The organism is Abyssicoccus albus, assembly GCF_003815035.1.
GTDB classification, from domain to species: domain Bacteria; phylum Bacillota; class Bacilli; order Staphylococcales; family Abyssicoccaceae; genus Abyssicoccus; species Abyssicoccus albus.
Window position 1 is genome coordinate 141,276 of the sequence record NZ_RKRK01000003.1, and the last position, 12,715, is coordinate 153,990.

Annotated in this window: 17 protein-coding genes; 6 read left to right on the forward strand and 11 right to left on the reverse strand. The window is 32.1% G+C overall.

The window, feature by feature from the left end; genetic code table 11:
• Positions 1 to 6 precede the first annotated feature (6 nt).
• Positions 7 to 1,296: an LLM class flavin-dependent oxidoreductase gene (locus EDD62_RS05815; protein ID WP_123807902.1), complete on the forward strand. Its 1,290-nt coding sequence runs from the start codon at positions 7 to 9 to the stop codon at positions 1,294 to 1,296.
• A 56-nt stretch (positions 1,297 to 1,352) separates the two neighbouring features.
• Here EDD62_RS05815 and EDD62_RS05820 read toward each other — a convergent pair whose 3' ends face one another.
• Positions 1,353 to 1,727, reverse strand: coding sequence for a GNAT family N-acetyltransferase (locus EDD62_RS05820; protein ID WP_123807903.1), 375 nt, complete (start codon positions 1,725 to 1,727; stop codon positions 1,353 to 1,355).
• Positions 1,728 to 1,832: 105 nt separating this feature from the next.
• On the opposite strand from EDD62_RS05820, the gene EDD62_RS05825 reads away from it, so the two are divergent.
• On the forward strand, positions 1,833 to 2,024 hold the full coding sequence (locus EDD62_RS05825; RefSeq protein WP_077139690.1) for a helix-turn-helix transcriptional regulator: 192 nt from the start codon (positions 1,833 to 1,835) through the stop codon (positions 2,022 to 2,024).
• 4 nt (positions 2,025 to 2,028) lie between these two features.
• Positions 2,029 to 2,484 carry a hypothetical protein gene (locus tag EDD62_RS05830; protein ID WP_123807904.1) on the forward strand — a complete coding sequence of 152 codons (456 nt, stop codon included), beginning with the start codon at positions 2,029 to 2,031 and terminating at the stop codon, positions 2,482 to 2,484.
• 153 nt (positions 2,485 to 2,637) lie between these two features.
• Here the strand turns inward: EDD62_RS05830 and EDD62_RS05835 are convergent, their stop codons facing one another.
• The 6 genes from EDD62_RS05835 to EDD62_RS05860 all read right to left on the reverse strand — a co-directional run bounded on the left by EDD62_RS05835 (position 2,638) and on the right by EDD62_RS05860 (position 8,328).
• Positions 2,638 to 3,573, reverse strand: a complete 936-nt coding sequence (locus tag EDD62_RS05835) for an alpha/beta hydrolase (RefSeq protein WP_123807905.1) — start codon at positions 3,571 to 3,573, stop codon at positions 2,638 to 2,640.
• 101 nt (positions 3,574 to 3,674) lie between these two features.
• Entirely contained in the window at positions 3,675 to 3,872 is a 198-nt protein-coding gene (locus EDD62_RS05840) for a hypothetical protein (protein WP_148086840.1), read from the reverse strand.
• 90 nt (positions 3,873 to 3,962) lie between these two features.
• Positions 3,963 to 4,733: a c-type cytochrome gene (locus EDD62_RS05845; RefSeq protein WP_123807907.1), complete on the reverse strand. Its 771-nt coding sequence runs from the start codon at positions 4,731 to 4,733 to the stop codon at positions 3,963 to 3,965.
• 129 nt (positions 4,734 to 4,862) lie between these two features.
• A complete protein-coding gene (locus tag EDD62_RS05850) occupies positions 4,863 to 5,909 on the reverse strand; it encodes a 5-methylcytosine restriction system specificity protein McrC (protein WP_123807908.1) in 1,047 nt (348 codons plus the stop codon).
• Positions 5,896 to 7,521, reverse strand: a complete 1,626-nt coding sequence (locus EDD62_RS05855; RefSeq protein WP_123807909.1) for an AAA family ATPase — start codon at positions 7,519 to 7,521, stop codon at positions 5,896 to 5,898. Before EDD62_RS05855 ends, EDD62_RS05850 begins: the two co-directional genes overlap by 14 nt.
• A 201-nt stretch (positions 7,522 to 7,722) precedes the next feature.
• A complete protein-coding gene (locus EDD62_RS05860) occupies positions 7,723 to 8,328 on the reverse strand; it encodes a class I SAM-dependent methyltransferase (RefSeq protein WP_123807910.1) in 606 nt (201 codons plus the stop codon).
• 760 nt (positions 8,329 to 9,088) lie between these two features.
• Here EDD62_RS05860 and EDD62_RS09290 point away from each other — a divergent pair.
• Entirely contained in the window at positions 9,089 to 9,373 is a 285-nt protein-coding gene (locus EDD62_RS09290; RefSeq protein WP_211329115.1) for a hypothetical protein, read from the forward strand.
• 126 nt (positions 9,374 to 9,499) lie between these two features.
• Here EDD62_RS09290 and EDD62_RS09375 read toward each other — a convergent pair whose 3' ends face one another.
• Both EDD62_RS09375 and EDD62_RS05870 read right to left on the reverse strand, forming a co-directional pair.
• Positions 9,500 to 9,625: a hypothetical protein gene (locus EDD62_RS09375; protein ID WP_282957920.1), complete on the reverse strand. Its 126-nt coding sequence runs from the start codon at positions 9,623 to 9,625 to the stop codon at positions 9,500 to 9,502.
• Between the two features lie 137 nt (positions 9,626 to 9,762).
• Positions 9,763 to 9,957, reverse strand: a complete 195-nt coding sequence (locus EDD62_RS05870; RefSeq protein WP_148086841.1) for a hypothetical protein — start codon at positions 9,955 to 9,957, stop codon at positions 9,763 to 9,765.
• A 531-nt stretch (positions 9,958 to 10,488) separates the two neighbouring features.
• Between EDD62_RS05870 and EDD62_RS05875 the strand changes: the two genes are divergently transcribed.
• Positions 10,489 to 10,818: a hypothetical protein gene (locus EDD62_RS05875; RefSeq protein ID WP_123807912.1), complete on the forward strand. Its 330-nt coding sequence runs from the start codon at positions 10,489 to 10,491 to the stop codon at positions 10,816 to 10,818.
• 5 nt (positions 10,819 to 10,823) lie between these two features.
• Positions 10,824 to 11,009: a helix-turn-helix transcriptional regulator gene (locus EDD62_RS05880; protein WP_123807913.1), complete on the forward strand. Its 186-nt coding sequence runs from the start codon at positions 10,824 to 10,826 to the stop codon at positions 11,007 to 11,009.
• 174 nt (positions 11,010 to 11,183) lie between these two features.
• On the opposite strand, the gene EDD62_RS05885 is transcribed toward EDD62_RS05880, so the two are convergent.
• Entirely contained in the window at positions 11,184 to 11,471 is a 288-nt protein-coding gene (locus EDD62_RS05885; protein ID WP_211329116.1) for a type II toxin-antitoxin system death-on-curing family toxin, read from the reverse strand.
• Positions 11,472 to 11,644: 173 nt separating this feature from the next.
• Positions 11,645 to 12,511, reverse strand: a complete 867-nt coding sequence (locus EDD62_RS05890; RefSeq protein ID WP_123808112.1) for a helix-turn-helix transcriptional regulator — start codon at positions 12,509 to 12,511, stop codon at positions 11,645 to 11,647.
• Positions 12,512 to 12,715 lie beyond the last annotated feature (204 nt).

Here is a 12,715-nt window from a genome sequence, read left to right on the forward strand (position 1 = left end):
GTTTTTATGAAGAAACAAATGCATGTTGGCATATTGATTTACGGTGTTGGGCATCATCTAGCCGCTTGGAAAATGCCTGATTCACAGATCGAAAGACTAGGAGACATATCATACTACCAACAATTAGCTAAGACATGTGAACGAGGAAAATTCGATACAATTTTCTTTGCGGATAACCAAGCACTCAACGCAACACACGATCAAGTAATGCCTGCAATGTGGTTAGACCCTATTGTGAATTTGAGTGCCATTTCACAAGTGACAGAACACATTGGATTAGTCAGTACGATATCAGGGACATTTATGAATCCATACTTATCAGCTAGACAAATGCTTTCACTACAACATATCTCAAAAGGCAGAGCCGGATGGAATCTTGTCACTTCAATGACTGATGAAGAAGCGATGAACCATAGTATGAACAATCTTCCAAACCATGCTGACAGATATAAGAAAGCTAGAGAGTTTGGTCAATTGATGAATCAATTATTTACATCATGGTCTGAAGATGATTTCATTTGTGATAAACAAAATGAACAAATAATTGATCATAAAAACATTCGACCAATAAATCATGAAGGTGAGCATTTCAACGTCAGAGGACCACTTTCAACACCGAATTCAAAATACGGCAAACCTGTTGCGATGCAAGCCGGAGCATCTGATCAAGGATTAAAGCTTGCTGCTGAACAAGCAGATGCAGTATACTCCGTCAGTTGGAATAAGAAACAAGCGAAAAGATACCGTGATCGCTTAGATGATGCAATTTCAAGCGTCAACAGAACAAGACCAATAAAAGTTTTCCCAGGCCTTGTCACATATGTCGGACACACAATTGAAGAAGCATATGATAAAAAGCAACAACTGGATGATTTATTAGACATTGAAAGTTCGTTAAAAATGTTAGAATTCTTCATCCAACAAGATACATCACAATGGAATCTAGATGATAAAGTACCAGAATTGCCACCTGTTGAAGAATTCACTGGACCGAAAGGAAGATATGAAACCGTCCTTGAAATCATTAAAGATAAAGACCCAACAGTTAAGGAGCTTCTTGGATATTTAGCCGCAGGCGGCGGACATTTAACTCTGATTGGTACACCAAAGACAATCGTAGATGAAATGGAACAATGGTTAAATGAAGGCATTGCAGACGGATTCAATCTCATGCCACCAACATTGCCTAACAGTTTAGATGATTTTGTAGAGATGATCATTCCTGAATTACAATCACGAGGACTTTTTAGAGAGGACTATGATACGAAGACATTAAGGGAACATTTCGGAATCTAAAACTCATGAAACAAGCGCTACATGATAGTAGCGCTTGTTTTACAATTTATTCTCCATTATATAACCTTCACATACACTCTATAATCATTCCACTGTTCATTTTCATGAATAAACGACTTTCGAACACCTTCATATTCAAAGCCATTTCTTTCAATCAATTTCATAGAAATCTCATGGTTAGGGTTCACATGCGCTTCAATTCTATGCAATTCTAATTGCTTACCGATCTCATCAACTGCAGTTAACACTTCATTGCCATAACCATTATTCCAATATTGATTATGAATTAAATAACCGAACATCGCCCAGTCAAATCCAGTGCGTTGTAGTATCGTGAATTCCAACTTTCCAATATGTTCACCTGTTTCACTGATAAAGATGCCAAATATATATGCATCATCTTCATCAGCTAACGCATCAAACTGTTCAATATTTCTCTAATTGACAGTTTAAATTCAATAATGTAATATATAAATTACATTAAGTAATATATATATTACATTAAGTAATATATATATTACATTTAAGAGGTTGATATGAAGAACAATGTGAAAATTGCTAGACTACAATGTTCCATGACACAACAGCAATTAGCCAAGAAGGTTGGGGTGACTCGTCAGACAATTGGTTTGATTGAGAAAGGTGAGTATAACCCATCACTCCAATTATGTATATCTATCGCTAAATCCGTTAGCAAAACATTAGATGAATTATTTTGGGAGGTTTAACATTATGAAGTCTTGGATTTCTTTGTTTTTGCCGAGGGATGAGTACAAAGAGAAGAAAATACTCTACTTTTTCGGAGAAGGATCTGTACTATTGATGCTCTATTTAGTATTTATGCTACTCGGCTTATTTTGGTTCCAAATAGACGGACAGACGATTGTACTTATTGGAATTATGATATTTTTATTCTACGTTACCCTACGATATATTTTTTCAGGGATAGAATATACAGAAGTCAGTACGAAATCACAATATAAGAAAGAATTAAAATTTATAAGTTTTAGAAGTATCTTTGCTTTATTTGGATATGCTTTAATGTATTTACTACTAGAAGGTATACCATCAACGACTGAAGCGTGGATTGATTTCATCGGATTAACAATTTGTTTCTCAGTCGTTTGGGGAATTATTAGCTTTATCTCTTTGAAATCTTCATATAAGAAGAATAAAGATTTATTATAGAGGCTCGTAGCAATAAATCTAGATAATCCAAAACATTAATTAGGTTCCCTTTATTTATATTGAATAAAGGGAACCTAGTTTTCAGTACTTTATATATAATATTTCTCGTCTTTCATAATTTCATAATGATGTTTCTCGTGAATCAATAATCACTTATTTAATAAACCCTTCCACAATCCTTTGATACTTCTCTGGATGGTCCATAATAAACTCCGTATGGTTCGAATCTTTGATTTCAAAAAATTCTTTTTGATCAGCACCACTAGATTTATATAACGACACACCATCTTCGAATTCAACAATACTATCTTTACGGTTATGCAAAACGAGTAAGGGAATCGTCGAATCTTTAATCTCATCTGCTGCGTTTAACTGATTAAAGCCAATACCTTCTCTCATCTTTAGTCCTACATCACCTAAGAAGTTCAAGTAATCTAGCGGAATACCCGTTGATTCACTGATTGGCTTCACTTCTTTATTAATCTGCTTCACTCCATCACTCATCGGACTATCTAAAATCATATAATCTACTGTTTGACTCAAATCATCACTTGCAAAAGCTGCAGTTGCACCGCCAAATGATTCTCCCCAAATGATTGTTTGTTTTGAATCGAATTCCTTTTGAACATATTGGGTTACATCGATTAAATCCTCTGATTCTTTTAGTCCAAATGTATTTGATGGGGCTTTGTTCTCACCAGAGTTTCGTTGATCATAAATCACGACAGAATATCCCATCTTTATAAACATTTTAGCCACCGGAAATACTGTTTCTTTCGTTCCACCTAATCCATGTATAAGAATCACATGACCTTTACTTTCTTCTGTTGAAATATACATCACAGGAATTTCATGGGATGCTTTCGATGATTTTACGGTAACAGATTGAATATTATGCTCATTCTTAAAAGATATATACTCCTCATCTTGCTCTTTTAAGAAACTTTCTTTATTCTTAACAGTCTGTTCTCTAGGGACAAGATTTGTTATTTGTGCACTGTAATTATAAGCGATTAAAAAATTAAATCCAATAAACATTAAAATAAAGACTAACAAAATACCTAGTATGACTCTCTTTAACCATTTCAACTTTTTCACCCCACTTTAATCTATTTTCACTTCAATTGTACTACAAATCAAAAAATAGACATCAAGCCCCTCTCCAAAAGAAACTTGATGACTTTCATTCATTACTCTAATTCTACTTGTATATCTCCAACATTCGATTCTAAATCAACCTTATACTTTGCATCCCCTACAGTGCCTCCGTTTGGGAAGACATCATTCAATTCAATCTCACCGACGTTCGTATCCGTTTGAACTGTGACATTATCAGGCTTTTCTTTATAATAAATATCGGCATGCCCAACATTAACGTCACCTTTCATACTCATATCTTTATTGACATTTCTTAATTCTAAATCCCCCACATTAACATTAAGGAAGCATCTGCAACAGATACTTCCTTTTGTGATCATTTATTCATCTTGTACACGGTCAAAATCAGACCATTTCATATATTTTTTCTTCAACGCTTCACGTGTTTTTTCATTAATATAATCATCTGGTTTATCTCCGTTAGGGAATTTATTCACACCAGTAAATTTAGGACGATCTTGCAATAGAATATAAGCCGCAATATTCGACGCTTCTTGTTCTGTTAACGTCCCACCACGCCCTTTAGGCATGTAGTTTTTAATGTAATACTGCATATTCGAAAATCTCGACATCCCCGCACCATCATTGAATGAATCTTTCCCCCACAGTGCAGGTCCTCTAAATGCTGCGGTAGGGCCTGACGAACCGTGACAACTGATGCAATTATATCGCTTAAAATCTTGTTCACCTTGATCAGGATCTGGTATTGGTATATTATCTCCTTTATGCTTCTCTGTCATAAATGCATATTGATCCTTTGATTCTATATTTTTACTCAAATATTCATAATAACTAATAAAAGCTTCCATTTCTTCTCCATCTGAATCGATCTCTTTTCCATTCATACTACGGATAAAGCACCCATTAATACGCTCTTTTAACGTGACATCACGACCTTCACGTTTTTTATACTGCGGATATTTCTTTGTGACACCAATCAGATTTAAATTCTCACCACGACCAGCACCTGCATGACAACTCGTACAACTTAAATTATTTCCTACATTTTCAGGTAGCATTGTGTTCGTTCTCGTGTTCAATTGATGACCTAATTTAATCTTTTCCTGTTCCGCTTCACTAAACTCACTCAACTTCGGAAGTATGGAAACATCAGAAACAACATAGAACCTGATTGGATTGTTGTGCTCATTCCTTTATCAGGTCTAATTGTCTCTTTGTTCATTCAATATGTGATAAAGATTGATATTTTAGGAAGTAATTTATAAATTAAAATATTCATTTATAACATTATCAAGTTGATACTTAATATGATTAAAATCTTGATTTAAATCTATCGTTTTTACATAAATATTATTGCCATCCATATTATAAACACTGGATATATCTATATCATTTTCAGTCTTTGCATATAACAACATACCTGCTACTTCATTTTTGCTATCTCGATCATAATTTTTTACATAAGTGAAAATTTGGTATAAGTTCGGCGAATGAAATTTTTGAAAATCTGTCAGGATATTAGTATAGAATTTCGTGTCTATAATTAAAGTTTTATTTCCTCGAGTGATTACAATATCACTTTTCATTATAGGTAATAATTTGAAGTCTTTGTGCTCAGTTTTATTATCTAATCTCCAATTAATATGGGTAGATGTAATTTCATAGTTTGGATAGTGCTTCTTATAATATTCTCGTACAAAACGTTCATATAACAACGCCATATTATCATCCGTAAACATTTGAAACTTTAATTCACCAGATTCGGTAGATTGCAATTTACTCTCAATTAAAATTTTACATAAATTAAGAATCATTTCATACGATCCGTTATTACGATGATATTCAAGTTGACTCCAATCAATACGCTCTAGCTCTATCGCATCTATATCTTCAAAGTAATTAAGTAACCTTTTTATTTTCACCTTTTTAGCTTCTATAACATCATAATCATATAAAAGTACGAGTAACGATCTTTTTAGGATTTGATTATAAATATTATTTGCTGATAATTCATCGAACTCACAAGTTATCAATTGATTTCTTTGCACCCTATTTTGAAATGTTTTATTAATATTTATTTTTCCTCTAACAGTAGTAATTGAATCAGTCATTTCATTATAATTTTTAAAAAGACCTTGCTTCAGCTGCTTAGTTACAGCTTTTATTAAAATTTCTGCAAATAAATCAGACATATGTTCAAATGATTCTAATTCTATTTTTTTATAGTGATTTTGATTTAAAACCTTATAAGCATAACTTAGCATATAAAAAATATTTTTTATAACTATGCTTTTATAGATCATCATTTAAGATGCTCCTAAATCTAGATTCCCATAAAACGATTTTTTCTTCATCATCAAACCAATACTCTTTTAGTATAGGAATGATATCATATTGAACTATTTGTTTTAACGTTTCATCTTTATGATTATCTTTCCCTAAGAAATAGCTATGTCCTATACAGAATCCACTTCCGAGAGATGAATCAAGCTTAATTTCTTCATTTAATTGTTTAACAAGATCAATAATTTTACTAAATTTACTATTATTTAAATTGATACTAATGTTATTAAATTGTTCTGAGTCAAATCCAGGCTTCATTTCAAAAAAACTAAATCGTCTACGTAATGCATAATCAATCATGGCAAGACTTCGATCAGCTGTATTCATTATACCGATAATGTATAAGTTTTTTGGCACACTAAATTTTTCAGCATTATAAGGAAGTTTAATTTCTACTTCACGGTAATCTTTTTCAATGAGCATTAATAATTCTCCAAATATTTTACTCATATTACCACGATTGATTTCATCAATAATTAAAAAATAATGATGGTCTGGGTCATTAATTGCTTTATCACAAACTGTCGTAAAGATTCCTTTCTTTAACACAAATCCATCACCTTGCGGCTTATATCCCATAATAAAATCTTCATATGAATAACTTTGATGGAACTGTATCATTTCAATCTTTGAACTATCTTTACTACCAATCAGTGACCATGCCAAACGCTTAGCCGTAAAAGTCTTACCTACACCAGGTGCACCTTGAAGAATTATATTTTGTTTTCGATATAGTAAACTCGTTAAGGTTTCATAGTCTTCTTCAGATAAGAATACTTCATCTAAAAACTGTTCCTTATTATATCTATCAACATAATCTTCAGTTTGTTGTGGTTCTTTGATTATGTCCATTGAAGTTTTATCATCACTTTCTCTATCTTGATTAGAACTGTCTTTACTTTCTTTATTCAGATAGGCATCGAGTGATAATTCAAAGAAAGAGGTATCACCTTTTATAGACTTTACTGTTTCTATTACATTTATATATTCTTCATAACCCATGTTATTCGATTTTATGTCCATTCCAAATTCATGCATTAAATATTTACAATTTAACTGATCTAATGCTAAAAAGTTATGAGGTTGAACCCAGTACAATCCCATCGTAATCGACGTTAAACCATTACCTTTTACTGCTATGGCATTATCAAAAGCTTGTTGGAATTCATCCGAATTATTACTGTCTTTATCATAGTTTATTGCTTGAATATACAGTTCCCACATCACATTATCTTTATTTTCATAAAAAGCTCTCATATTATTAAGCCGTGGAATTCCATCAAAGTCACTTGGAACATGACTACTCATATTAAAAACTTCTATAAAGTGTCTAATGATTTTTCTCCTATTTTCATCATTTATTCCTCTATTGAAAATCCCAAAAATAGAAAAAGGATCAATAACTTTCCCCTCTGGCCACCATTCATCATGATTAAAATTTAAATAACTTAATAGACTTTCTTCTTTAAAATAATCTACAATAATTTCATGTAATTCATCTTGATTATCACGATAATTGTATAGTACTTCAGAAAATTCTTCATAAAATGGTAACCAATCAAATTTTCCAATCATATTTAGTCACTCTTTCTATATTGTCTTATATAAAATTTTTAAATATATCTCCTCAAATTCATTCCTGCTATTCCTTCACTATTAAAGTGAAGGATATTATCTTCTAACTTAAGGGCGCCTGGTCTTGAGGTTTGTCTAAAATTGAAGGTCACTATACTGCACTTAGTTTGTAAATTATGTTGTTATGTATTATCAGCCTTTCTAATTTGATCGTTTTTGTAAAACCCCTTGTATGACAAGAGATTCACCGTAGTGTTTATCCCCTTCATAACGTTCAACGACTTCTTCTGATAATTCAACGACATCTATCGGCCATTCTTTCACCCATTGTTTTATATCTTCTAATGAATACAACATTTCTCGATCTTTAGGTCCGCCTGTACCATAGTCCAATTGCCCTTCTGCGTACACTTCAAAGTAAATACGTCCGAATGGTTTTACACAATCAATTAAATTGTTAAATAGTTGTTGTTGGTGTTGTTTATGGACATGTCCAAAAATCATCACTGCATTGTCATGTGCTTCATATTCTACTGCTAACTCTTGAGTTAAATCTATTTCTAGTGTATCAATCTCAACATTATGTTTCATTGCCAGGGCTCGTGCTTTCTTCAAACCTTCTTTTGAATAATCATATGCAATTGGCGAATAGCCTAAGCTTGCTAAATATACCGCATTACGTCCTTCCCCTTCTGCAAATAATGCCACACGACCTGAGCCTTGATTGAAGTGAGATTTCACAAATTCATTCGGTGCTTCTCCGTAAATATATTCAGATACTTTAAACCGTTCATCCCAATGATTCATATCATTTATTCCTTTCTTATTTTATTATGGACAGGTTTCATCTCCAACGCCACAAACCTGTCCATTAATCGGCGTTTTATGGACAGGTTTTCTCTCCAACAACCTAAACCTGTCCATAGAAAGTTAAATTAACCGTAAACCTCAATAAAAATACTCACAATGAATGCTAATATCAAACTAAACATCACTACTTGCTTACGTGTCAACATTTTATATTCTGGATTGATTAAAAAGTTAATAAACGTGGACACCGCGAGTATGAATAAAAAAGCACAGATGAAATAAATAAAAATCATCCTATTTCCTTCTTTCAAAAATATACATCTTCATTATATACTTTTCTATCAAACAACACAGACGTTACATAGATTACACTTTCATTAAAACTTCACTTTCTAAGTTTTAAATGTTCACACGTGTGTATATATAAGTCATCAACACACGAGGTGACATGATGTTTAACTATACAGATTTTATACATTTACTCATATCCATATTAATTATCTTCCCATTAGTGATGTTCATACGATCACTTGGCTATTAAATCGCCTGCTTTATCGTCGGTGCAAAAAATGTCCGTATTACAATCGGCTCTGGGCTTCGGTTCAAGAAATTTTGGATCTTCGATATTCGTAGATTCTTCCATATTTATAGCTGGGTTTCTTTCGATAGCTTACGACGTGAAACGAACCTTTCGTATGCAATTATTTACGCCAGTCCAATTATCATCAACGCCATTGTTGGTGTTACGGTGAACAAAATGATTAATGATGATTTATTAGAATACACTGTGTTCTGGGATCGCTTCGTATTCTATGCATTCTTCTATGTCCTCTTTGACTCGATTCCAATGCGCACTTTATCCGGCATGCCAAACAACGGGATGATTATATTGGATATCATTAAACGCGGACGTCGTTCTGAGATGGACAAGAAGGGATTTCTCCCATCCACAACCGAGACAGAACGCGATTACAAAGACATGGAGAAAAGTTGCGAAAATAACACCGTAGCATGTGAATTGGATCGAAGAGTAGAGGAATAAAACGTTAAAATCCTAACCTCAAGAATGTTGGGGTTAGGATTTTTTGATTAAAGTTGAGTCCACACTTTATTAAAGTCAATATTCTATCTTCTTTACGCAGTTCAATCTGTGTTAACACATCTGAATTTATAGAAACAACGTTTCTTGTATTGCACTCCAATCATCTTCTACAACTAACATTGCACCTTTTTCTTCCACTTTTGTTGATGAGATATAAACTTCTTTACTCTCTTCATTAACTGATTTAATCATATTAAAAAATTATTCCTTGTACTTGTCGGTGTGTAATGATTCTTGGAAAACATCCTTAAAATATACTTGCACGTAATCACGTACATTATAAAATACTTTGTATAAAATAAACCGCTTATATATCAATAGAATCTATCCTAATCAAAAGATCTTCTTGTTTTCAAAAATGCATTATCGACATATTCAAACCCTACTTTTGAATAATATTCCATCGTGCTAGATGAAGATAATAATGTTAAAGCAACATCAAGTCCTATCTCATCATGCAACTTATTAATTAGGTATTTACTAATGTCTTGATCTTGATACTTTATTAGTACTTCAATATACATATTCATATAATCAGAAAAATAATTATCCGATAAATTATCGCTTATCTTACAAAATTGTAAGTTAATAAATATAACTCACACAGTTATACTAAATATATACTTTGAATGAAAGGTAACGGTGAAATTAAATGTTATTAAATGTTTTAGGTTATATTTTTGGTATAGGATTTGTAATATTCGGTATTTGCTCAATATATTATGCCGGCTATGAACTTTATAAAATAATAAGCAAAAGTAATAAAAAAGTGAGTTTTAATAAAGCAATTATTTTTGGCATATTATCTTTAATTTGTTCCATTATTTTAATTATAATCGCTAATACTTTATAATAATTTTTTTATTCTTCCTGTGGTTGAATATATAAATTCACACTCAAGTTTTAAAAACGAACTTAATTGTGAATATATTTAACTTTAAAAGCAACATGAAATACAAATTATTTTATATAAATATGTAAAATACTTTTGACAAAATTTCTGGTTATGTTACTATCTAAATGTAAAATGCTTTTGACATTTAGGAGGATTTAATATGAAATTTTTAAGTTTGTTATGCATTTTCTTATTCGCAGGATTATGGGGATTCTGTATAAAGAAGTTGCTACCTAATGAAATAGCTGATGGTAATAATAATAAGTTTGATGAAAGAGAGAGTAGAATATTACTTGAAGTGTTCTCGAATACGTTAGTTTGGGTAGTATATGCTTTATTATTTAGTTTACTGATTAAAATTACAGGTTTGGCCGATTTTAATAAAATGTTATTTGTTAATTATCAAGAAATAGGTTATTTAATTATTATATTAGCACTTTTATTAACTAATTATTTTTATATCAAGCGTAAATATACCGTTAAAGGCTGATTCATGTGAAGAATAAAATACGTTATCTAAGGAAAGAACTAAATATGTCGCAAGCAGAATTAGGTGAAAGAATCAAAGTCTCACGTCAAACTATTAATGCCATTGAAAATGATAAATACGATCCTACCTTATCTTTAGCTTTTAAGCTTGCTAAAGAATTCAACATCACTGTTGACGAATTATTTTCATAAATATTAAAATTTAATATAATCAATTTTCTAAAACTTTTCTTTTAACTGAGCTGCTCCCCTAATATTAAATTTTGTATTCTGCACTTTAAGGATCAATAAGGAGCAGCTCAGTTTAAGATAAACTCTAAATGTGTGCTGCAATGTCCAATAGACTTTTGCAATGCTTATCTATCATTAATCTCCAATATATCGTTCTATCCACTCCGCTATAACGGCTTCTTCCAATTGCTCTGTAGCAATTTTTACGGTGAATTCGACTGCTTCCATTTGATCTACTTTCAATCTTTTACCGTTCTTTCTTAAAAATAGGTTAAGCACCATAAATGCTGTTCGTTTATTGCCATTAAAGAAAATATGCTTCATGACAATATTTCTATATAAATTAGCTACTTTTAATTCTAATGTCGGATACATATCTTCATTTTTCTTCGATGAGAAATTTGACTTTTTAATCTTAAGCAAACGCGCCCGTTTTCGGTACAGCCAAGCAATATTCTCACCAAAAATTCAAGTAATGAACAAGCGTGTTAATTCCTATAAATTTTATAGCCATAATTGAAATTATAACTATTATACTCAATACTACTCCAGTAGCCTTTTTACCGGAATTAGCCATGTTATCACCCTTTCTTAAATTATATTTCTTCGTCAAACGACAAATTTACTGGCTCGTCCAGCAATTCACCATGCACTTCTAAATTAGTTGTTGGAATACTTTTATTCACTTCTTCAAAAATAAATTGATCTGCCCATATAGTGCCTTGCCCAGACAGAATGATGCCAAATGAAATAACAGCACTTTGAGGAGGAACGTCTAAAATAATAGAATAATGGTTCCATTTTGTAGTCCCTTTTATGGGGCGATTGCTCATATTATCAAATTGAAGAACGTCTTCCATTGTGTCGTCCACTCGCATCCATATCCCAGCATACGTATCTACATTTTCCGTACAAATGAAACAAGAAAGTCTAATGCGCTTATCAACAAACTGATTAGCCTTAAATGTTTGCATCATGGTAGCAAATTCAGTTGAATCTAATACTGCCTTGGATTTTAAATAACCTGATGCTTTCCCCTGATGAACAATTTCATGGTCAATTCCCATTTCGTAATTAAATGGATTTGATCCACTCAAAAACCAACCTTTCACTTTTAGCTCCATATTTGTTTCCTCCTTGCTTTTTAATACGTCTGACATCACTTTGCGGTATTTTCCTGGTGGAAGCTTATAAATCTCCTTAAAGGCTCTTGTAAATGATTCCTGTGATTCAAAACGATAATACAAAGCGATATCAAGAATGTGTTCATTTGTATACAGTAAGTCTGAAGAAGCGTTTGCTAATCTTCTCAGCCGAATGTATTCAGTTACCGTCATGCCAATCGAGGATTGAAATATCCGATGAAAATGATATTTTGAGAAATATGATTGTGATGCAATACTTTCCAAGGTAAGTGGTTCATGTAAGTTTTCTTCCACATAAAAAATAATCTTTTTAATCATAATCTCGTGGTTATACAACAAAAGTTCCCCCCTTCAATTAACAGGATAACAAGGTTCTACATTCCTTTTTTGATATATCTTGCGAAGTAGAGGCTACGCTCTAAAAACCCTGTTTTATATCTGCAACAAAATGCCCCCTTTTGTTTCAGAGGAATTTGCTAGGTTATTAGGGCGTTGTTCTGCTAAATAATGAAGTTGACACAA